The organism is Bradyrhizobium ontarionense, from assembly GCF_021088345.1.
In the GTDB taxonomy this organism is placed as follows: domain Bacteria; phylum Pseudomonadota; class Alphaproteobacteria; order Rhizobiales; family Xanthobacteraceae; genus Bradyrhizobium; species Bradyrhizobium ontarionense.
In genome coordinates, this window is sequence record NZ_CP088156.1 from 2,867,478 (window position 1) to 2,887,812 (window position 20,335).

At 65.7% G+C, this 20,335-nt stretch carries 18 protein-coding genes and 1 pseudogene; 9 read left to right on the forward strand and 10 right to left on the reverse strand.

The genetic code is table 11. The annotated features are described in order from the left end of the window. Positions 1-121: 121 nt before the first annotated feature. The 5 genes and pseudogenes from gspD to LQG66_RS12945 form a co-directional block, all read left to right on the forward strand. On the forward strand, positions 122-2,425 hold the full coding sequence (gspD, locus tag LQG66_RS12925) for a type II secretion system secretin GspD (RefSeq protein WP_231326599.1): 2,304 nt from the start codon (positions 122-124) through the stop codon (positions 2,423-2,425). Further along, positions 2,397-2,939 (forward strand): tetratricopeptide repeat protein, encoded by a 543-nt coding sequence (locus LQG66_RS12930; protein WP_231326600.1) that lies wholly within the window; start codon positions 2,397-2,399, stop codon positions 2,937-2,939. Before gspD ends, LQG66_RS12930 begins: the two co-directional genes overlap by 29 nt. A gap of 165 nt (positions 2,940-3,104) precedes the next feature. Continuing rightward, on the forward strand, positions 3,105-4,982 hold the full coding sequence (locus tag LQG66_RS12935; protein ID WP_231326601.1) for an alkaline phosphatase family protein: 1,878 nt from the start codon (positions 3,105-3,107) through the stop codon (positions 4,980-4,982). Positions 4,983-5,213: 231 nt separating this feature from the next. Next, positions 5,214-6,323 carry a hypothetical protein gene (locus tag LQG66_RS12940; RefSeq protein ID WP_231326602.1) on the forward strand — a complete coding sequence of 370 codons (1,110 nt, stop codon included), beginning with the start codon at positions 5,214-5,216 and terminating at the stop codon, positions 6,321-6,323. Positions 6,324-6,409: 86 nt separating this feature from the next. Further along, positions 6,410-6,522, forward strand: a pseudogene (locus LQG66_RS12945) (transposase); the annotation flags it as partial. A gap of 456 nt (positions 6,523-6,978) precedes the next feature. On the opposite strand, the gene LQG66_RS12950 reads toward LQG66_RS12945, so the two are convergent. The 10 genes from LQG66_RS12950 to LQG66_RS12995 all read right to left on the reverse strand — a co-directional run bounded on the left by LQG66_RS12950 (position 6,979) and on the right by LQG66_RS12995 (position 14,318). Beyond that, a complete protein-coding gene (locus LQG66_RS12950; RefSeq protein WP_231326603.1) occupies positions 6,979-7,611 on the reverse strand; it encodes an urea amidolyase associated protein UAAP2 in 633 nt (210 codons plus the stop codon). Positions 7,612-7,622: 11 nt separating this feature from the next. Continuing rightward, positions 7,623-8,432: an urea amidolyase associated protein UAAP1 gene (locus LQG66_RS12955; RefSeq protein ID WP_231326604.1), complete on the reverse strand. Its 810-nt coding sequence runs from the start codon at positions 8,430-8,432 to the stop codon at positions 7,623-7,625. After that, complete coding sequence (locus LQG66_RS12960; protein ID WP_231326605.1) at positions 8,429-9,031, reverse strand: DUF1989 domain-containing protein; 603 nt, start codon at positions 9,029-9,031, stop codon at positions 8,429-8,431. Before LQG66_RS12960 ends, LQG66_RS12955 begins: the two co-directional genes overlap by 4 nt. 11 nt (positions 9,032-9,042) lie before the next feature. After that, positions 9,043-9,435 carry a RidA family protein gene (locus LQG66_RS12965; RefSeq protein WP_231326606.1) on the reverse strand — a complete coding sequence of 131 codons (393 nt, stop codon included), beginning with the start codon at positions 9,433-9,435 and terminating at the stop codon, positions 9,043-9,045. Between the two features lie 26 nt (positions 9,436-9,461). Next, entirely contained in the window at positions 9,462-10,229 is a 768-nt protein-coding gene (locus LQG66_RS12970) for an amino acid ABC transporter ATP-binding protein (protein WP_305879323.1), read from the reverse strand. A gap of 12 nt (positions 10,230-10,241) precedes the next feature. Further along, on the reverse strand, positions 10,242-10,898 hold the full coding sequence (locus LQG66_RS12975; protein WP_231326607.1) for an amino acid ABC transporter permease: 657 nt from the start codon (positions 10,896-10,898) through the stop codon (positions 10,242-10,244). Beyond that, positions 10,895-11,539 (reverse strand): amino acid ABC transporter permease, encoded by a 645-nt coding sequence (locus LQG66_RS12980; RefSeq protein WP_231326608.1) that lies wholly within the window; start codon positions 11,537-11,539, stop codon positions 10,895-10,897. The genes LQG66_RS12975 and LQG66_RS12980 overlap by 4 nt, the downstream gene beginning before the upstream one ends. Positions 11,540-11,677: 138 nt before the next feature. Beyond that, positions 11,678-12,532 carry a transporter substrate-binding domain-containing protein gene (locus tag LQG66_RS12985; protein ID WP_231326609.1) on the reverse strand — a complete coding sequence of 285 codons (855 nt, stop codon included), beginning with the start codon at positions 12,530-12,532 and terminating at the stop codon, positions 11,678-11,680. Positions 12,533-12,557: 25 nt separating this feature from the next. After that, positions 12,558-13,391, reverse strand: a complete 834-nt coding sequence (locus LQG66_RS12990; protein WP_231326610.1) for a nitroreductase family protein — start codon at positions 13,389-13,391, stop codon at positions 12,558-12,560. A gap of 441 nt (positions 13,392-13,832) precedes the next feature. Further along, the gene (locus LQG66_RS12995; RefSeq protein ID WP_231326611.1) at positions 13,833-14,318 is read right to left on the reverse strand and encodes a MarR family winged helix-turn-helix transcriptional regulator; all 486 of its coding nucleotides are present in this window, start codon (positions 14,316-14,318) and stop codon (positions 13,833-13,835) included. Positions 14,319-14,492: 174 nt separating this feature from the next. On the opposite strand from LQG66_RS12995, the gene LQG66_RS13000 reads away from it, so the two are divergent. The 4 genes from LQG66_RS13000 to LQG66_RS13015 are packed head-to-tail and all read left to right on the forward strand — an operon-like array spanning position 14,493 to position 20,173. Then, a complete protein-coding gene (locus tag LQG66_RS13000; protein ID WP_231326612.1) occupies positions 14,493-15,770 on the forward strand; it encodes an amidohydrolase/deacetylase family metallohydrolase in 1,278 nt (425 codons plus the stop codon). A 1-nt stretch (position 15,771) separates the two neighbouring features. Next, the gene (locus LQG66_RS13005; RefSeq protein ID WP_231326613.1) at positions 15,772-18,150 is read left to right on the forward strand and encodes a xanthine dehydrogenase family protein molybdopterin-binding subunit; all 2,379 of its coding nucleotides are present in this window, start codon (positions 15,772-15,774) and stop codon (positions 18,148-18,150) included. Continuing rightward, entirely contained in the window at positions 18,147-18,977 is an 831-nt protein-coding gene (locus LQG66_RS13010; RefSeq protein WP_231326614.1) for an FAD binding domain-containing protein, read from the forward strand. The genes LQG66_RS13005 and LQG66_RS13010 overlap by 4 nt, the downstream gene beginning before the upstream one ends. After that, complete coding sequence (locus LQG66_RS13015) at positions 18,974-20,173, forward strand: 2Fe-2S iron-sulfur cluster-binding protein (protein ID WP_231326615.1); 1,200 nt, start codon at positions 18,974-18,976, stop codon at positions 20,171-20,173. Before LQG66_RS13010 ends, LQG66_RS13015 begins: the two co-directional genes overlap by 4 nt. The last annotated feature ends 162 nt before the right edge of the window (positions 20,174-20,335 follow it).

The following is a 20,335-nucleotide window of genomic DNA, read 5'->3' on the forward strand; positions in this document are numbered from 1 at the left end:
CAAAGGTAAGCCGCGGCGGTCGGATATACATAAGTGTCATATTGGACCGCTATGCAGGCGGCGCGGTCCGAACGTGGCGTCTTCCTGTTCGACCGGTCAACACGAGTAGATCGGCAAGTCCATGTTTGGTATCGGCAATCGAAGCCAGTCCGCTGCGGTTGCTCGTCACGCCCTGTTGCTCGCGACCTCGATCCTGCTCGCGTCCTGCAACATGGCGACCCTCGGCTCCCAGGCCAGCGCACCAGCGGACGTCGACGTCATCGACAAGGTTCGCTCGCTCGATATCCTGCCGCGCGACGATCGGCCGGTCGCATCCATCCAGGGGCGTCCGGAGGTTGAGCGCGCAACCGCGCGGACCTACCAGGGGACCATGGTTCAGGAGGTTGCCGAGGTCAGGCCGCAACCGGCAGCCGATGGCAAGGGCTACGACCTCAACTTCGAGAACACGCCGATCGCACAGATAGCAAAGGTCGTGATCGGTGACATTCTCGGCGCGGGCTACTCGATCGATCCCCGGGTGCAGGGCAGTGTCAGCCTGGTCTCGGCCCGACCGGTCCCGAAGTCCGACATCCTGTTCGTGCTGGAGAGCGCCCTTCGCCTGTCCGGCGTCGTGCTGGTGCGCGATGCCGGCGGCTACAAGCTGACGCCACTCGGCGACGCCATCGGCGCCGGACGCGTCGATGGCGAGGCCGCCCGCGCCGAACCCGGTTACGGTGTATCGGTGGTGCCGCTGCAATATGTCGGCGCCCAGACGATCCTCAAGCTGATGGACAGCTTCGCCACCCGCGCCGGCAGCGTCCGTGCCGATGCCACCCGCAACCTGTTGCTGATCCAGGGCACCGGAGCCGAGCGACGGTCCGCGATCGAGACCATCCTCAGCTTCGACGTCGACTGGATGCGCGGCCAGTCCGTTGGCATCTTTCCAGTCAGCAATTCGGCGCCGGAGCCTCTGATGGCCGAGCTCGAGAAGATCATGGATGCCGGCGAGAACGGGCTCAGCCAGAACCTGGTGAAGCTGCAGGTCGTCAATCGTCTCAACGCGATCATGGTCGTGACGCGCAAGCCGGCGCTGCTGCAGACCGCGGCGACCTGGATCCGGCGTCTCGATCAGGCCGACTCCGGACGCACCAGCGTTCACGTCTACCGGATCCGCTACGGTGATGCCCGCCAGCTGGCGAAGGTCCTCTCGGACATGTTCGGAGGCGCCGGCTCGTCCTCCACCGACGGCGCCGACGGCCAGACTGCGCCGGGATCGGACGGCACGACGACATCCGTTGCCGACCGGCTGTCGTTCAACACCAATGCGGGGGGATCGTCGAGCTCCGGCGCCAATCCTTCAAGCCGGGCTCAAGGCGCAACCGGTCAGACCGGAATGCAGGCTTCGAGCACGTTGTCGTCGTCCAGCAGCGCACCGACCTCGACGGGGCTCGAGCCGCGCACCGGTGGTGGCGGCCAGGCGCTGATGCCGAACATCCGTATCACGCCGGACACGGTGAACAACTCGCTGCTCATCTATGCCGACCGCGAGAACTACCGGATCATTTCCAACACCCTGCAGCAGCTCGACCAGCCGGTGCTGCAGGTCGGCATCGAAGCGACCATCGCCGAGGTGACGCTGACCAACGAACTGTCCTACGGCGTGCAAGCCTATCTTTCGAGCAAGGTGCTCGGCCTCGGCACCGACAAGGGCTCGATCACCAATACGCAAGCGACGTCGGTGGCCACGGCCACGACATCCGCGGCGACGACGGCCTTGATCAACCGCGCGCTGCCCGGCTTCAACTTCCTGATCGGGCACGAAACCTCGCCCAACATGATCCTCGACGCGCTCCATACCGTCACCAGCGTCAAGGTGCTCTCCAATCCCTCGCTGGTCGTGATCAACAACCAGACCGCCACCTTGCAGGTCGGCGACGTCGTGCCGGTGTCGACCGGCAGCGCCACCGTGCTGTCGTCGAGCAACACCGTCGTCAACACCATCGACTATCGCAACACCGGCATCATCCTGCGCGTCGTGCCGCGGATTGCCGCCAACGGCAATGTGCGGCTCGAGGTCGAGCAGGAGATCAGCAACGTGGCTGCACAATCTACCGCGAGCCTGACGCCGACAGTGTCGCAGCGCAAGGTCAAGAGCGCGATCTCCGTCGCCAACGGCCAGACCGTATTGTTGGCCGGCCTGATCAGCGAACAACAGACCGGCAATCGCAACGGCATTCCCGGCTTCGACGAGATTCCCGTCCTTGGCGATACGTTCTCGCATCAGGACAAGAAGGGAACGCGGACCGAGCTGATCATCTTCATCCGGCCGCAGATCATCCGCGACGGCAGCGATGCCCATCAGGTGGCCGAAGAACTGCGTTCCAAGCTCCGCGGATCGGTCGGAGCCAGCATCACGGATGATTTGCGTGTCCGCACCAGCCGCTGACCCCTGCCACGCCCGGCTGACGAAGCGCGGCGTTTTCGTCCTGCTCTGTACATGCGTGCTGCTCGGCACGGCATTGTCTCCCGCCGGGGCCAATTCGATCAGCACCGCACGCAGCGCCTATGCGCGCGGCGACTTCGTGCGCGCTGTCCGCGTGCTGACGCCGCTCGCGCTGCACGGCAATCCGCAAGCGCAGGCGATGCTCGGCTTCATGTACGAGAACGGCTTCGGCGCGCCTCAGGCCTACGATGCGGCGAGCGACCTCTACTGCCGCGCGGCCGCGGCCGGCAATCCATTCGGCCAGGCCATGCTCGGACTGATGTATGACAAGGGACACGGGGTTCCGCAGGATGTCGTGCTCGCCTACAAATGGCTCAACCTCGCCGCCGGGCACGCCGGGCCTGCGCAACGCAGCTACTACCTCCGTCTGCGCAATGCCGTCGCCTCGAAGATGTCGAGCGACCAGATCGCGCAAGGCCAGGCGCTCGCGCTGAGCTGGGCCCTGGGCCAGTTCTGAGCCTGAGGCAACGCGTCGTGGCCCCTGGTCTGCGCAGCGCGGCGCGTTTCACAAAACCGCATTAAGACCGACACCACGTTGCAATTTGTTGCCGCGATACATTGTCGCAGGCGCGGCCCATCAGAAGGTGCACGCGCCAGCCACCCTACTCCGTCCGGAGAAGTCATGACCAGAACAGTCACGCGGTCCAAGGCGTTCGCCCTTGCGACCACCGCCATCTTCACCGCGACCAGCGTCGCGCCAGCCTTCGCCGGAACGGCGACCAGCACGCCGATCGAGCACGTCATCATCATCGTCGGTGAGAACCACACCTTCGACAATCTGTTCGGCACCTACAAGCCGAAGACGGGACAGAGCATCGACAACCTGCTCAGCAAGGGGATCGTCAACGAAGACGGCACGCCCGGCCGTCACTTCAACAAGGCCGAGCAGCGGATCGGCCGTGACGAGGTGCGCTACACCGCCGAGACGGCGTCGACCGGCGCCTATGCGACACTGCCGCAGCCTTACACCACTTATGGCATCGGCCTGCCCCAGAACGTCCTCGACACCCGCTTTCCGGCCAATCTCCCCAACGGGCCGTACCAGATCTCGAAATACGTCACCTACGCCGCCTACACCGGCGATCCCGTGCATCGCTTCTTCCAGATGTGGCAGGACATCGACGGCGGCAAGCACGACAAGTTCGTGTGGGTCGAACAGACCATCGGCACCGGCTCGAACGGGCAGCCTTATCCGGCCGGCGGGTTCAACCCGATGGAAGGCGCCATTTCGATGGGCTTCTACAACATGAATCCGTTCACCGACACCACCGGCAAGGCGCAGCCCGGTGATGCCCCGTTCTTCAAGACACTCGCCGACGACTACGCGATCAGCGACAATTATCACCAGGCCATCATGGGCGGCACCGGAGCCAACTTCCAGTCCCTCGTGACCGGCCACGCCGCGTTCTTCACCAACCCCGAGACGATGAACGGCGCTCCCGCCGTGCCCTACGCCAACCAGATCGAGAATCCGGATCCGGTCGCCGGCACCAACAATTACTACAAGCAGGACGGCTACAGCGGCGGCTCCTACGTCAACTGCTCCGATCCCAGCGCGCCGGGCGTTGCCGCCATCAACGAGCAGTTGTTCAGGAACGGCGTCTACAACAACAACTGCGCGCCGAACCACTACTATCTCGTCAACAACTACAGCATGTTCTGGAACCAGACCAGCGCGAAGCCGAATGCGCTCGGTTCAGACAAATTCGTGCTCCCGCCGCAGAGCGCGCCCACTATTGCCGACGTGATGACCGCGAAGGGCGTCTCCTGGAAATACTATAGCGCCGACCGTGGCGATGATGCCACGACCTTCGCGAGCAGCGTCGATGGCGTGCCGCTGCTGTTCCATTCTTATTGCGGCATCTGCGACCCGCTCACCGGCTTCAACAAGATCATGAAGAACCCGGCCGAGGAAGCCAAGCTGCAGAACTACGGCGCCTTCATCAAGGACGTGCAGAACAACACGCTGCCCGCAGTGTCGTTCGTGCGTCCGTTCGAGGCGCTCGCCGGCCATCCGGCCGATTCGACCACGGACCTCTATGAGAAGTTCCTCGAGGCGCTGATCAATCGCGTCAAGGCCAATCCGCAGATCTGGGCCAGGACTGCGATCTTCATCACCACCGACGAAGGTGGCGGCTATTACGACTCCGGCTACATCCAGCCGGTGGACTTCCTCGGTGACGGTACGCGTATCCCCTTCATCCTGGTTTCGCCGCTGGCAAAGAAGGGTCATGTCGACCACACCTATTACGACCATGTCTCGCTGCTGAAGTTCATCGAGCGCAACTGGCGGCTTCCGACGATCTCGGCGGTCAGCCGCGACCGGCTGCCCAACCCGATCCACGATCGTGACGACAACCGCTATGTGCCGAAGAACCGTCCGGCGATCGGTGACCTGATGAATCTGTTCGCCTTCAGCGACGATGACGGCGATCATGACCATGACGGCCACGGACACCACCACGATCGCGGCGACGACGGGCACGATGGCGACCGCTGATCGATTGCTGAACATCCTGCAATCAGCATGACGCAACAGAACAAGAGCCCGCCGCCATTCGGCGGGCTCTTGCGCTTCCACGGCGGCAACGCACCCGATCCGCGTCATCGTATATCCGTCAGGTGATTGTCAGCCGATCGTCACGTCCCCGTTATCGACGCTCCGCATCGTCGCGCGGCCGCTTGCTTGAAGCGGCGCGTTGCAACCGAGGTCTTTGGGGGATCTTGCCGTATGTCATTCCGATCATCATTCAAATCAGCCTTCCACGAACTGCTCACGCTGTCCGTGACGGTGTCATTGCTCTCGTTCGCCGCTGCGGCGCCAAGCCTGGCGCATGACGACGATGATGACGACAGCTATACCATTGGCCTGTGGGGCGACCTACCCTACTCCACGCTGCAGGCCACCGTCGGCGTTCCGAACCTGATCGCCGACATGAACGCCCACCGGCTGAAGTTCACCGTCCATGATGGCGACCTGAAGCAGGGCTCCAATTCGGCCTGCGACGCCGCGCTCTATGCCCAGGCTCTCGCCTTCTTCGGCAGCCTCGAGGCACCGGCGATGTTCACACCCGGCGACAATGACTGGGTCGATTGCGACCGTCCCTCGAACGGCGGCTTCAATTCGCGCGACCGGCTCGACTACGAGCGCAAGGTGCTCTTCTCGACGCCGTTCTCGCTCGGACAACGCAAGCTGCGCCAGGAGGTGCAGACTGATCCGCTGTGCCTCGGCGCCAACGGCACCAAGGTCGGCTGCGTGGAGAACCGCCGCTGGACGGTGGGTCGCGTGACCTATGCGACGCTCAACGTCCAAGGCTCCTGCAACAATCTCTGCGATACCAATCCCGATCCCGACGAATACAATGCGCGCAACGCCGCCGTTATCCTCTGGATGCAGCAGACGTTCGCGGAGGCCAAGAAGCGCAACTCCGCCGCCGTGATGTTCGTCTCCCAGGCCGACCCCGGCTGGGACCTCTCGGACGCCACCCGCGCGCCGCTGCGCGATCCCAAGACGCTCGCCGAGACCGACGGACAGCCGGACGGCTTTGCGAGCTTCCTGACCGCGCTGCGCACCGAGGTCGAGGCGTTCCGCAAGCCGGTCGCCTACGTCCATGGCGATTCCCACTACTTCCGGATCGACCAGCCGTTCCTCAACAGCGCAGGCCAGCGGCTGGAGAATTTCACCCGCGTCGAAACCTTCGGCGACAACCAGGGCAACGGCAACAACGACGTGCGCTGGGTCAAGGTGACCGTCGATCCGCGCAGCCGGGACGTGTTCGCCTATCAGCCCGTCACGGTGCCCGCGAACCGTACCGCCGTGCCGGCACCGACCCGGAACTAATACCCGCCTGACGATCAAGTCGCCCGGCCCCGAGGCTGGGCGACTTGTCCCTCCTCACGCGCCCGATCGAGGCCGACTCGCCCTGACTCTGGATCGATGCCACCTACGTGAAAGTGCGTCAGACCGGCCGCATCGTTTCGGTCGCCGCGATCGTCGGATTGGCGTGAACAGTGACGGCCGCCGCGAGGTTCTCGGGATGATCGACAGAAGCCGGCGCCTCATCAGCAATGCCGTCGAGTTTCACCAGACGCTTCGGTCGCGAGCCCGAACTGGGCGTATTGCGGACCGCCTCGGTCAGCATCTGACGGAGTTCAGCCTTCGTCTTGTGAGGTTGTCGCGTACTCGATTTTTGCCATTTTGCCATTGATCTTATATGGGGATGCCCGCGCAAAATGCCACTTTTTCACTCAAGATCGGGATTTGCGACGCTCCAATCAGAGGCGGGAACGGGAGAGTTTTCTCCTCTTGAAAGACGAGATAGCTCCGGCCGGCGCATATCACCGATATCGGGCAATCGTCGCGCCCCCGGGTTAACGGCCGCGCCTTAGCAGTCCACCAAAATGAACGCTGCGGCTATCGGAGACGTTCATAAGCAGGCGGGCGCGCAGAGCGTCCGCCTGCAACGGACTGCGAGCGGAGATTTCTTGCGGCGATCTCATGCCGCAGGCGTCTGCCTGATCTCCACTCGGATCGGAGTCGGATCGAAACCGTTGCACGGGTTGTTGACCTGCGGACAATTCGAGATCACGAACAGCACGTCCATCTCGGCGGTCACGTCGACGTAGTTGCCCGGCGACGAGGGGCCGTCGAGCACGGTGAAATTGCCGGATGGTTCGATCGGCACATTCATAAAGAAGTTGAGGTTGGAGACGATGTCGCGCTTGGTCAGGCCGTGCCGCGACAGCTCCAGGATGAAGTTCTCGCGGCAGGCATGCAGGTAGCGCGTCGCCTCGCCGAAGCGCACGGCATTGCTCTCGCAGGAGCAGCAGCCCGCCGAGGTATCGTGGCGACCGCAGGTGTCGGCCGTGATCTGTGCCATCACCCGGCCGCAGTTGGAGATCAGCCGCGTGCCGAGCTCGAGATAGGCCGAGCCCTGGACGCGCAGGGTGTCCTGCGCGCTGTAGCGCTCGGCGGTGTCGCCGGCGACGTAGATCAGCGCGTCCACCGCCTGCTCGCCCTCGCTGTCGATGATGCGCAGAGTCTGGCCTTTCTTCAGTATCCGTGACCAGGGCTGCTCGGCGGGAATGTCGAAGGCATAGACGAGGTCGTCCTGATCGGTCGGGGACATGATCACGCTCCTCAGGCGAACAGCTGATCGGTGAAGGCGTAGGCGCGCAGCGCTTCGGGCGACGCCGTGCGGCAGACGTCGTCGGCCGCGGGCGGTGGCAGCCGGTGCCGGATCAGCGTGATCGGCGTGGTCGCTGCCGGCCGCGCCGGATCGAGCGGATGGGCGCAGTTCGAGACTGCGACGATCAGGTTCATCTCGGCGCGCAGGTCGACGAAATCGCACGCGCGCTTGCGCTCGCCATGCCAGACGAAGCGCCCGGTCGCATCGGTCGTGACCGGCGCGAAGAAGGTCACGCAGGGCGGGATGTCGCGCACGCCGAGCCCGATCTTGGCGGCTGCCGAGATGAAGTTCGCCTGCGTGTTGCGCGTGACCTCGCCATAGGCCTTGAGCGTCGAGTCCGCCGTCGAGCCGCCGACCAGGAGATCATGGGCGCCGGAGGTGTCCTCGATCATCGACAGCAGCACTCGTCCCATGTCCGACAGGATCATCCGGCCCTTCGACAGCGCCGCGCTCCATTGCACCTTCACCGTATCGGCGCAGTTGATCCGCTCGCACGGATCCTCGTTGCGCCACGCAAGCAGCGACGCGCTGGAGCGTCCGAGATCATCGCAGATGCGCAGCGCCTCGCCGCGCGACAGCCGCACGGTCGCGTGCCAGCCGGGCGGCACCTGCTCGGTCTGGACGATCGCGTCCTTTGTGATCGGCGCGCCATCCATCGCCGTCGGCGCCGGCAGCTGCTTCAGCTCCTGTCCCGCCGCGCGCAGCTCCTCGTAGCGGCGGCGATTGGCGGCGGCCCGCTGTGCGTTGCCCTGCGCACTCATGCGTCGGTCACCGTGAAATGCGCCTCGACCGGCTGTCCGGCCTTACCGTTGATCGGCAGGATGTCCTGCGGACAGGCGGAGAACGCGATCACCAGATCCATTTCCGCGCGCAGCCGGACATGGCCGCCGGGCACCGGACGCGGCGGCGCGGCAAAGCCGAGCGTGCCGTCGGCGTCCCACGGAATGTTCATGAACAGATTGAGCGGGCTCGGCACCTCAGGCGGCGTCAGGCCGAGCTCGGCCATGCCGGCGAACAGGTTGTCAGTGCAATTGTCGTGATGGCCCTCGTGCCCGAGAAACGCGTAGCGATAGCGATCGCAGGCGGCGATCAGCGTGTCATGAATGCCGCCCGAGGTATCCTCGACCAGGGTGAGGATCGGCCGGCGCTTATTGGTCCTGAGCACGTCGCCTGGTCGCGGCACCAGGTGCAGCGAATGCGCGCGGGTGTGCTCGTTCGACATGAACTCGGACAGGTCGGCGCGATTGAAGGCCCAGGTGTCGACCACCTGCTCGCCATGAGTATTGATCACCGTGACCACCTGGCCGGCGGCGACGAAGGCCGCCTTGCCGCGGCGCGCCGGAATCTCGATCGGATCCATCGCAATCTCCCTCAGGGCTTGTAGGCGACCAAGTCGATCTCGACGATGCCGCCGCGCGCGAGATCGCAGACGCCGATCGTGGTCCGGCCGGGCCGGTGCGCATCGTCGAAATGGCTGGAGAAGATCGCGTTCATGGCGGCGTAGTCGCGCTTGAAATCGGTCAGGAAGATGCGCGCAAACACGACGTTCGCAAAGCTCATGCCGCAGCCCTTCAGCACGCGCGCGAGATTGTCCATCACCTTGCGGGTTTGCGCCTCGATGCCGTCCGGCAAAGGTAGCGAATCGTCATCAGGATCGGTCGCGAGCTGGCCGGTGACGAACAGGAACGGCCCGGCTTGCACGGCGTGGCTGTAGGGCGTGACCGGCTTCGGCGCATCCGGGAGCAGATGGTAGATCGGATCCATGGCGTGTTCCCTCGCTTTGTTGTGGTTCATCCGGCGGCGTAGCGCTGGATGAACTGCCGCGCGCGCTCGGTGTCCGGGTTGACGAAGAAGCGCTCCGGCGGCCCGGTCTCGACGACATGGCCGCGATCGAGAAACAGGATGCGGGTAGCGGCGTCGCGGGCAAAGCCCATCTCATGGGTCACGATCACCATCGTGCGGCCCTCGCGGGCGAGCTCGCGCATCACCACCAGCACCTCGCCGACCAGCTCCGGATCGAGCGCGCTGGTCGGCTCGTCGAACAGCAGCACGTCCGGCCTCATCGCCAGCGCGCGCGCAATGCCGACGCGCTGCTTCTGCCCGCCGGACAGTCGCGCCGGGAACGCATCGCATTTGTCGGAGAGTCCGACCTTGGCGAGCAGCGCCATCGCCTCCTCGCGCACTTCGGCCACGGGGCGCTTCTGCACCTGCACCGGCGCCTCCATCAGGTTCTGCAGCACGGTCAGATGCGGCCACAGCGCGAAATGCTGGAACACCATGCCTATCCGCGTCCGGACCCGCGACAGCTCGCGGTCGGACATCACGACGCCGCCATTGTTGATGCCGATGCGCGCGCCATTCAGATAGATCTGGCCGGCGTCGGGCCGCTCCAGCCAGTTGATACAGCGAAGCAGCGTCGACTTGCCGGAGCCGGACGGGCCGAGCACGCAGACCGTCTCGCCGCGCGTCACCGTGAAGCTGATGTCGGAGAGCACCTCGAGCTCGCCGAAGCGCTTGGAGATGCCGGCGACGTCGAGCACGGCCATGTCGTCGGTCATCCCAGCTTCCTTTCAGCGCCGCGCCGCCGCGAGCCGGTCGATGCCGCTGACACCCGCCTCGATCACGAGGCAGAGCCCCCAATAGAGGAACACGGCAGTGATGAAGGCGGCGAACGGCACGTAGTGGCGCGACTGGATCGAGCTCGCCGCATGCGTCAGCTCGGGCAGCGCGATGATGGTGAGAAAGGCGCTGTCCTTGACGATCTGGATCATCTGGTTGCCGATCACAGGACCTGCGGCGAGCAGCAGCGGCGGCAGGATGATGCGGCGGAACAACCGCGCTCCGGAGAAGCCGAAGGCGACGCCGGCCTCGAGCGGCTCGCGCGGCTGCGCTACCCAAGCGCCGCGCAGGATCTCGGCGAGATAGGCGGCGTGATAGACGGTCAGCGCCACCAAGCCCGAGCTCCAATTGTCGAGCCGGATGCCGAACGACGGCAGCCCGTAATAGACGATGTAGGCGAACAGCAGGAACGGCACGCAGCGCATGCCATCGACGAACACGCGCACGGCGAGCGCCAGCCAGCGCTGCTTCGACATCAGCGCCGGCGTCAGCACGAAGGCGATCACGAGGCCGGCGATCGCCGACAGCACCGACAGGATCGTGGTGTTGCCGAGACCGCTCAGGAGCAGATCCCGCTCGCTCCAGACGATGGCGAAATCCCGGATCATGCGGCCTCGGCTGCGAGCTGGCGCCGCTCGATGAAGCGCTGCAGCGAGACCAGCGCGAACACGATCGGCGCATACATCGCGATCGCCACCAGGAACGGCGGCAGCGGCTCATAGGTCTCGGCGCCAATGCGCACTGCCGCGCGGGTGATGTCGACGACGCCGACCACCGCCAGCACCGGCGTGACCTTGATCAGCAGCGACATCTCGTTGACGAGCCCGGGGAGACTGACCCGGACGATCTGCGGCAGCACGATGCGGCGGAAGCGCAGGCTCGCATGCATGCCGACGGACTGCGCGGCCTCGTACTGCTCTTTCGGGAAATTCATCAGCGCGGCGCGCCAGACCTCGCAGTTGAACGCCGAGGTGTTCATGACCAGCGCAAGGACCGCAGCCGACACCGGGCCGATGGCGATCCCGACATTGGGCAGCGCGAAGAACAACAGCAGCAGCAACGTCACGAGCGGCGTCGCGCGCAGCACCGAGACATACACCGCGACCATGCGGGCGACGACGGGAACGTTGGCCCAGCGCAACAGCGCCAGGCCGAGCCCGATCGGGAGCCCGATCAGAATGCCGACGAAGGACAGCGTCACGGTGACGACGGCGCCTTGCAGGATGGCCAGCACGTCGGCAGCGCTCATCGACGTCGATCCCTGGCGTGACCAAATGGTCGACGCCATGTGCCGACCGTTCGCACACGGCGCACGGTCACCTCTCTCTCGAGTGGACCCGCGCGAAGCGATCTGCAGCTGCACATCGCCTCTACCTCACCTGCGATATCAGAACTCGGGCTCGAACATGACCGGCAGATCCGGGAAGGCCTCGCCGAACCACTTCTTCTGCAGCTCGGCGAACCGTCCGGTTTCCTTCTCCTTGGCAATGAAGCCGTTCAGGAATTCCACGAGCTCGGTGTTGCCTTTGGCGACCGCCCAGGCCGGATACGATTTGCCGGAGACCGGCTCGCCGACCGCGAACACGTTCGGCTTCTCGGCGACTAGCGCCTTGATGTTGATGATCGTGTTGACGACATAGTCGACGCGGCCGAGCGCGAGATCCTGATAGGCTTCGGGATAGGAGGTGTACTCGACGACCTTGCCGAGCTTGCCGCCCTCCTTCTCGAGCATCGACGCCAGCTCGGGGAGCCGACCGAGCAGCGCGCTGCCGGCCTGCACGCCGACCGTCTTGCCGCTGAGATCCTTGATCCCGGAGATGCTCTTGTCGTCCTTGCGCTTGACGTAATAGTGCGTCGCATCGGCGATCGGGCTGGTGAAATCCAGCGACTTCTTGCGCTCCTTGGTGATGATCGCCGCCGTGATGGCGACGTCGTACTTGCCGGTAGACACGCCGGCCAGGATGCCGGTCCAGGGCAGGATCTGCTGCTTGATCTCGAACGGCGCATATTTGCGCAGATCCTCGATCAGCTCGTTGTCGAAGCCGGTCGGCTTGCCGTCCTTGACGAATTCGAAGGGGCGAAAATCATCTTCGGTGGCCACGATCAGCCCGCGCTTCTTGATCTCGTCGAGGCTACCGGCCTTGGCGCTGAACGCCGCAGGCAGCGTCAGCGCAGCAGCCAGCAACGCAAGGGCTGCTCGCCGAGACGGCGGCGACAGGCGGGGAAACGAAGGCTTGGTCATCTCGTATCTCCTCACATTGAACTGATCAATCGAAGCTGAAGCCGTGCGCGCGCAGATAAGGCGGGAAGGCCGCGCCCTCGGCCTTGGCGGCCTGCCGCGCCTTGTCCTCCGACCAGCCGTAGAACGCGGCCTCGCCGAACTCGGCATTGCCGCGCTGTTGCTCCTTCGGAATCGCGTGCCGCGCATCGCGCCGGCGATCGTAGTCGTCGATCGCCGCGGGCAGCGTATCGTCGCCGTAACGATCGGTATGGGTGGTGATGCTGCGTGGCAGCCGCAGGCTGACATGTCCGTCCGCGGCGGGGTAGCCGAGACATAGCCCGGCGACCGGAAACACCAGGTCCGGCAACTCGAGCACGGCGGCGACGGTGTCGATCTCGTTGCGGATGACACTGATCGGACAGGTGCCGAGCCCGACAGATTCCGCGCACAGGATCATGGTCTGCAGCGCCAGCGCCGCATCGACGGCGGCGTTGAAGAAGCCTTCCAGGGTGCCGTTCCTGACCGGCTTGCCGCGCAGCGCGCCGATCCGCTGCAGCCGCCGTGCGTCACCGAGAAAAACGAAGAACACCGGTGACGCCCCGATCCATGGCATGCTCGGAAACAGCTTGCCGATCGCCGCCCGTTTCCCGGCATCGCTGACGCGCATGACCGAGGCCTGCTGGAAGTCCGACTTGGCCGACGCGCTCAGCGCGCAGGCGACGAGCAGGTCGAGCAACCCCTCTTCCGGCATCCGGTCGCTGTAGCGGCGCACCGTCTTGCGCGAGAGCACGCCGCGCAGAAACTCATTTGTCTCGACGCCGCCGCCGTCGGGACCGCCGTCACCGAAGCGCGTCGCAATGGCGCCGGCCTGCTCGGACATCACGGCGCCTCTCTCACATCGCGTGCGACGCACCACTTCGAACGGACGCCGTTGGCCAGAGCAATGATCGGCGGATCCCGCCGCAGCACAGATCGCATCGCTCAACTCCACGCGCAGCGACACCGGTGTCGCCGCCCCAGATTCGTATCGCCCCGGCGCTGATGCGCAGGGCTATTGTTGAGATGGTCAGCAAGGGACATGCCAGATCTTGTTCAGGCATCTCACGCGGGATGCTTGTGCACCCGCTCACACCAATGTCTCAGCCTCAAATGAGCAGCCAAATGGGCCAGTTGCAGACAAAACGCCGCAGCGCCGAAATGCGGAGCATGCTTCGTATTTGTTACGGCGAGCGCCGCGTCCCGACGCCGCGCACCGGCGACGCGCTGCTTTTCAGGCAGCACCATGCCCATTATCTAATCGAGCCGATCGCCGTCGAGCAGATCAGTCGGGCGATCGTGTCGCATCGAGCCTTTGCCCCTGCGCCTTGACGATCGCCTGCATCATGGCAATGAACCGCGTCTGATCGGCCTTGGTGAGATCCGCCACCGTCGCAAGATGCGCCGCCCGTGCCGGCCGCTCGATCTTGCGCAGCAATGCCACGCCGGAACGGGTCAGACGACAGGTCCGCGACCGCCGGTCGTGCGGTCCGACGCTACGATCGACGAAGCCGCGCGCCTGCAGACGCTTCAGCGCGCCTGTGGTGGTGGTCCGGTCGAGCGCGATGTCCTGGGCCAGCGCAGTCTGGTCCGCCGTTCCCCGTTTCGCCAGCGCCGTCAACAGGCTGTACTGTAGCGGCGTGATCTCATAGGCCGCGCATTTCTCCTGGAACAGCGCGACGTGGATCTGATGCAGCCGCCGGATCAGATAGCCCGGGCGCTGCTCGAGCGGCCACGATGTCTCTGCTCTGGGCTTGTTCCTTCCAGCCATCGAACGGCTCCCGCATAAGCGCTCATCACGCTGCATCAATTTGAAGCTGTCTATGGCACGGATCTTGATGTAATGCGAAGCATGCTTCGTAAATCGGTCGGCCCGTCATCTGTGCCGGCTCCTCAAGGAAGACTTTGACCGGGACAAACACATTGCCCGGAAAGGAGACCTTGCATGTCCGTGAGCGCCACATTCGATTTGCTGCTGCGCGGCGGCCGCGTCATTGATCCGGCCTCCGGCATCGACGGACTGAAGGATGTCGCCATCAGCAATGGCCGCATCGCCGCCGTCCAATCCGATATCCTGCCGACCAGCGCCAAGAACGTGATCGACGTCACCCGCCAGCTCGTGCTTCCGGGACTCATCGACACCCACGCCCATGTCTATCAGTACGTCACCGGCCGCTTCGGCATGAATGCGGACATGGTCGGCGTGCAGTCGGGCGTCACCAGCCTGATCGACCAGGGCGGCCCGTCCTGCATGACGCTGCCCGGCTTCCGGCACTTCATCGCCGAGCCCGCCAAGTCACGCGTCTATGCGTTCCTGTCGGCCTATCTGGTCGGTGGCCTCGAGGGCCACTACTACCCCGATCTCTATCGGCCCGACTGCGTCGATATCGAAGCGACGGTGAAATCCGCGATCGCCAACCGCGACCTCGTCCGCGGCATCAAGGCGCATGCCGAGATCGGCGGCTTTGCGCGCTGGGGCATCCGCGTGATCGAGATGGCCGCCGAGATCGGCCGCCGCGCCGAGCTTCCGGTCTATGTCCATTTCGGCCAGCTGTGGGGCCTGCCCGCGAGCGGCACCAATGGCGAGGACGTCGACACCATCCTGGAGCGCGTGATCCCGCTGCTGCGTCCGGGCGACGTGCTGGCGCACCCGTTCACCCGGCATCCCGGCGGCTTCGTCAACAGCAAGGGCGAGATTCACCCTGTCATCCAGGCGGCGCTCGATCGCGGGCTCAAGGTCGACGTCGGACATGGTAGTCATTTCTCCTATCGTCTGGCGCGCAAGGCGATCGCTTCGGGCATCGTCCCCAATACGCTCGGCGCCGACATCCACGGCTACAACACGCACGTGCCGGCGCCCGCGGGCACGCCGGACGAACCTGCCGACGACGAAAATCATCCGTTCGCCGGCCAGGCCAAGTTCAGCCTCGTGCAGGCGATGAGCTCGATGGTCGCGCTCGGGCTGACGCTGGAGCAGGTCGTGCCGATGGTCACGTCGAACCCCGCTGCCATGCTCGGCCTGTCCGATCAGATCGGCGCACTGCGACCCGGGATGGTGGCCGATGTCAGCATGCTCCAGGAGAAGAACGGGCGCTTCGTGCTCCGCGACAACGAGAAGACCGAGGTGATTGCCGACCGGCTGCTGCAGCCGGTGTTCTGCCTGCGCGCCGGCGTCCGACATGACGCGACGGCGCCGATCCTGCCCGCAGCGGTCGCGGCCTGACGTGGCCGCCCCCGTGCCGGCCGTCTCCGATGACCGCTCTCCGCGGGGAGTCGGCGCGCGGCTGCTGCGCAAGGAAGACGACCGGTTCCTGCGCGGGCGCGGACAGTATGTCGCCGACATCAGGCTGCCGGGTCTCAAGGACGTGGCCTTCGTGCGCAGCCCGATGGCGCACGCCAGGATCAAGGCGATCCATATTCCCGCTGAGTACCGCGACGTCGTCTTCATTGCCGACGACCTCGCCGGCATCAAGCCGATCCGCGCCGTCTCCGGCCTGCCCGGCTTCAAGATCTCTGAGCAGCCGGTGCTGGCGATGGGCAAGGTGCGCCATGTCGGCGAGCTCGTGGCGATGTGTGTCGCCCGCACCCGTGCCGAGGCCGAGGACATTGCAGCGACCGTCGAGCTCGAGCTGGAGCCGCTGCCGGCGGTGCACGACATGCGCCTGGCGCGCGAGCCGAGTAGCGCGCTGGTGCACGAGCACTGGGGCGACAACGTCTTCCTGGAAACGATATTCGAGGTCGACATCGCGTCTGCGCTGGACGCGCCGATCAAGGTGACGCGCGAGATCTCGACGGCGCGCCAATGCATGGCGCCGCTGGAGGGCCGTGGCGTCATCGCGACCTTCGATCACCGGCTGGATCAGCTGACATTGCACACCGGCTCGCAGATGCCGCACATCGTGCGCAACGGCCTCTCCGACTGTCTCGGCATTGAGCAGGGCCGCATCCGCATCATCGCGCCCGACATCGGCGGCGGGTTCGGCCACAAGGGCATCCTGCTGCCCGAGGAAGTGTGCCTGAGCTGGCTCGCCATGCACAAGGGTTGGACGGTGCGCTGGCTCGAGGACCGGCGCGAGCACCTGAGCGCGAGCGCGAATTGCCGCGAGCATGCCTATCACATCACGGTCTATGCCGATCGCGACGGCCGCCTGCGTGGCATCGACTGCGAGGCCATTGTCGATTCCGGCGCCTACTCGTCCTATCCGTTCTCGGCCTGCCTCGAAGCAGCGCAGATTGCCAGCATCCTGCCGGGCCCGTATCGGATGCCGGCCTATCGCTGCCGGACCTATTCGGTCGCAACCAATAAATGTCCGATCCTGCCGTATCGCGGCGTGGCCCGCACCGGCGTCTGCTTCGCGCTCGAGCTGCTGCTCGATGCCGTCGCGGTCGAGGCGGGGCTCGAGCCTGGAGAGGTCCGGCTGCGCAACCTGGTCCAGCCGCAGGACATGCCGTTCGACAACATCACCAACAAGCATTTCGACAGCGGCGACTATCCTGGCGCGCTGCAGCGGGCCCTGGCCGCGATCGATGTCCCCGCCGTCCGCGCGCGCCAACAGCGCGGCGAGCCGGACGGCCGGATGATCGGGACCGGCGTATCAATCTATTGCGAGCAGGCCGCGCACGGCACCTCGGTCTATGCCGGCTGGGGCATCCCGATGGTGCCCGGCCATGAGCAGGCCACAGCGCGCCTGACGCCCGACGGCGGACTCGAGCTGCGCGTCGGCGTTCATTCGCACGGCCAGGGGCTGGAGACGACGCTCGCCCAGGTCGCGCACGAGATCCTCGGCGTCGATCCCGGCATGATCCGTGTCGTGCTCGGCGACACCGCGATGACGCCCTACTCGACCGGGACCTGGGGCTCGCGATCGATGGTGATGGCCGGCGGCGCTGTCGGCACCGCCTGCGCGCAGATCGTCGCACGCGCCACGCGCATCGGCGCCAAGCTGCTGCAGCTCCCGCCCGAGGCAATCGCATGGCGCGAGGGCCGCGCCTGCGGCCCGAACGGCAGCGTCAGCCTCGCCGAGATCGCCCACACCTGGTACCGGCGGCCGCAGGATCTGCCGGCGGACGTCGACCCGGCCGGCCTCGAGGTCACCAGCGGCTACAAGCCGGTGCGCGACAGCGGCACCTTTTCCTATGCGGCGCATGCGGTGACGGTCGCCGTCGATCCGGATCTCGGCGAGGTCGAGCTGCTCGATTACGTCGTCGTCGAGGACGGTGGCGTGCTGGTCAATCCGATGATCGTCGACGGCCAGATTCTCGGCGGCCTGGCCCAGGGCATCGGCACCGCTTTGTACGAGGAAATGCCGTTCGACGATGCCGCGCAGCCGCTCGCGACGACGCTTGCCGACTATCTGCTGCCGGGTCCGACCGAAGTCCCCGAGCCGCGCCTGATTCACATGGAGACGCCGTCGCCCTACACGATGTTCGGGGTCAAGGGCATCGGCGAAGGCGGCGCGATCGCGCCACCGGCCGCGATCGCCAACGCCGTGAACGACGCGCTGCGGCCGCTCGGTGCTGAGCTGATGCAGTCGCCGCTGTCGCCGCGCCGGATCGTCGCGGCGGTGCTGGCGGCGAAACAGGCCCAGGCGAGTTCGCCGTGAAGGCCGCATCTTTCGCCTATGAGCGTCCCCACAGCGTCAGCGCCGCGCTTGACCTGCTCGCGAACGCCAACGGTGGGGCACGGATCATGGCCGGCGGGCAGTCGCTCGGGCCGATGCTCAATCTGCGTCTGGTGCAGCCGCAACTCATCATCGACATCGCCGGGCTCGCCGAGCTTCGCACGGTCGACCGCGATGGCGCCGATCTCGTGATCGGCGCCTGCCTCACCCATGCCGACATCGAGGACGGCCGCATTCCCGATGTGACGAATGGCGTAATGCGGCGGATCTCTGCTGGAATAGCCTATCGCGCCGTGCGCAACCGCGGCACGATCGGAGGTTCGCTCAGTCACGCCGATCCGGCTGCCGACTGGGTGACGACGCTCACAGCCCTCGGAGCCGGCGTGCGGCTGACAAGCGCGGCAGGACGACGTGACCTCGCCGTGGCGGAGTTCATCCAGGGCGCGCTGCAGACAGCATTGCGTCCCGGCGAACTCGTCACCGCGATCCGCCTGCCGGCGCTTCCGCCCACGGCGCGCTTCGGCTACGCCAAGGCCTGTCGCAAGCCCGGCGAATTCGCGCATGCGATGGCAGCCGTCCTGATTGAACCGGACAAGTCCCGCAGCCGAATCGTGATCGGCGCCATCGACAGGACGCCGATCGTCGTCGACGATTCATCCCTGTTCGGCGGAACGCTCACTAATCTCAAGCAACAGTTCGATCGCGACCTCGCCGACCGCCTGCTGATGCGGGCTGGTGTGACCGATACGGCCGACCGGCACATCCACGTGACCGTGCTCGCGCGAGCGATCGCGGAGGCCGCCGCGTGACGACGATCCAGCTCAGCGTCAACGGCACGGCCACCGAAACCACGGTCGAGCCGCGCACCCACCTCGCGGACCTCCTGCGCGATCAGCTCGACCTGACCGGGACCCATCTCGGCTGCGAGCACGGCGTCTGTGGCGCCTGCACGCTGCTCCTCGACGGCGCTCCGGCCCGCTCCTGCATCACGCTCGCGGTGGCCTGCGACGGTGCGACCATCACGACCATCGAAGGCCTGGATGAGGACGAGATCGCAGCCGAGCTTCGCGCGGCCTTTGCCCGCGAGCATGCCCTGCAATGCGGCTACTGCACGCCCGGCATGATCATGTCGGCGCGCGATCTCGTGCTGCGCCTCGACAGCGCGGACGAGCAGGCCATCCGTGTCGGCTTGAGCGGCAACCTGTGCCGCTGCACCGGCTATGTCGGAATCGTACGCGCCGTCCGCGCCGTGATCGAGGCGCGGCGGCAACGAGGCATCGCGGCCGCGATCGGCGCCGGACGCACATCGCTCGGCCCTGTGGGATCGCAACCGGCCGCGATCGCGACCACCACGTCGTCGGCGCCGCGAGCAATGCGTGAGATGGAGGCTGACCGGAACGTTGCAGTAAGGACGCTCGATATTCCCGAGGCTGTGCCCGCCAAGAGCTTCGACGCATCGTTCATTGTGAACGCCGCGCCTGCGCAGGTGTTTGCGCTGTTCGGAAACGTCAGGACCCTGGCCGCCTGCTTTCCCGGCGCCACGATCACGGACATCCCGGCCCCCGATCGCATCGAAGGCGAAATCAGGGTCGCCCTCGGCCCTCTCGCGGCGGCATTCCGCGGCGCCGCGCGGATCGACCGCGACGAGACGAACCTGTCCGGCAGGCTCGTCGGCATGGGCCATGATCAGCGCAGCCGGACATCGACCTCCGGGCAGATCAGCTGGCGCATGGTTCCGATCGACGAGGGCCGAGCGACCCGCGTCGAGCTCGCGATCGGCTACAGCCTCTCCGGTCCTCTGGCCCAGATCGCGCGCGACGGTTTCGTGCGCGATCTGGCGGCGCGCATCACGACAGTGTTCGCGCAAAACTGCGACAAGCACCTCAACGGCGCGACAACCCAGGCAGCGAGCGAACAACCGCAGCGCCTCAACGCGCTCGCCTTGCTGCTCGACGTCGCACGTACGCGCCTCACCGTCCTCGCCCGGCGCCTGCGCCGGCAATGAGACTGCCACTCGCCGAATACCGTGAACGAGCGCAGCTTTGCGTCGCCAAATAGCTCGGGAGGCATGGGAGTTGAGATCACTTGGGCCAACGATGCGCAGGGTGTGAAAAATCTCTGCGGCGCGACCAGACGAAAGTGAAGTTGTCGTCGCCCTCGATCTTGA

Bases quoted from the DNA above. Each gene is read 5' to 3' on its own strand.
- gspD (WP_231326599.1), top strand. From the start codon at position 122: ATGTTTGGTATCGGCAATCGAAGCCAGTCCGCTGCGGTTGCTCGTCAC.
- LQG66_RS12930 (WP_231326600.1), top strand. From the start codon at position 2,397: ATGATTTGCGTGTCCGCACCAGCCGCTGACCCCTGCCACGCCCGGCTG.
- LQG66_RS12935 (WP_231326601.1), top strand. From the start codon at position 3,105: ATGACCAGAACAGTCACGCGGTCCAAGGCGTTCGCCCTTGCGACCACC.
- LQG66_RS12940 (WP_231326602.1), top strand. From the start codon at position 5,214: ATGTCATTCCGATCATCATTCAAATCAGCCTTCCACGAACTGCTCACG.
- LQG66_RS12950 (WP_231326603.1), bottom strand. From the start codon at position 7,611: ATGTCCCCGACCGATCAGGACGACCTCGTCTATGCCTTCGACATTCCC.
- LQG66_RS12955 (WP_231326604.1), bottom strand. From the start codon at position 8,432: ATGAGTGCGCAGGGCAACGCACAGCGGGCCGCCGCCAATCGCCGCCGC.
- LQG66_RS12960 (WP_231326605.1), bottom strand. From the start codon at position 9,031: ATGGATCCGATCGAGATTCCGGCGCGCCGCGGCAAGGCGGCCTTCGTC.
- LQG66_RS12965 (WP_231326606.1), bottom strand. From the start codon at position 9,435: ATGGATCCGATCTACCATCTGCTCCCGGATGCGCCGAAGCCGGTCACG.
- LQG66_RS12970 (WP_305879323.1), bottom strand. From the start codon at position 10,229: ATGACCGACGACATGGCCGTGCTCGACGTCGCCGGCATCTCCAAGCGC.
- LQG66_RS12975 (WP_231326607.1), bottom strand. From the start codon at position 10,898: ATGATCCGGGATTTCGCCATCGTCTGGAGCGAGCGGGATCTGCTCCTG.
- LQG66_RS12980 (WP_231326608.1), bottom strand. From the start codon at position 11,539: ATGAGCGCTGCCGACGTGCTGGCCATCCTGCAAGGCGCCGTCGTCACC.
- LQG66_RS12985 (WP_231326609.1), bottom strand. From the start codon at position 12,532: ATGACCAAGCCTTCGTTTCCCCGCCTGTCGCCGCCGTCTCGGCGAGCA.
- LQG66_RS12990 (WP_231326610.1), bottom strand. From the start codon at position 13,391: ATGTCCGAGCAGGCCGGCGCCATTGCGACGCGCTTCGGTGACGGCGGT.
- LQG66_RS12995 (WP_231326611.1), bottom strand. From the start codon at position 14,318: ATGGCTGGAAGGAACAAGCCCAGAGCAGAGACATCGTGGCCGCTCGAG.
- LQG66_RS13000 (WP_231326612.1), top strand. From the start codon at position 14,493: ATGTCCGTGAGCGCCACATTCGATTTGCTGCTGCGCGGCGGCCGCGTC.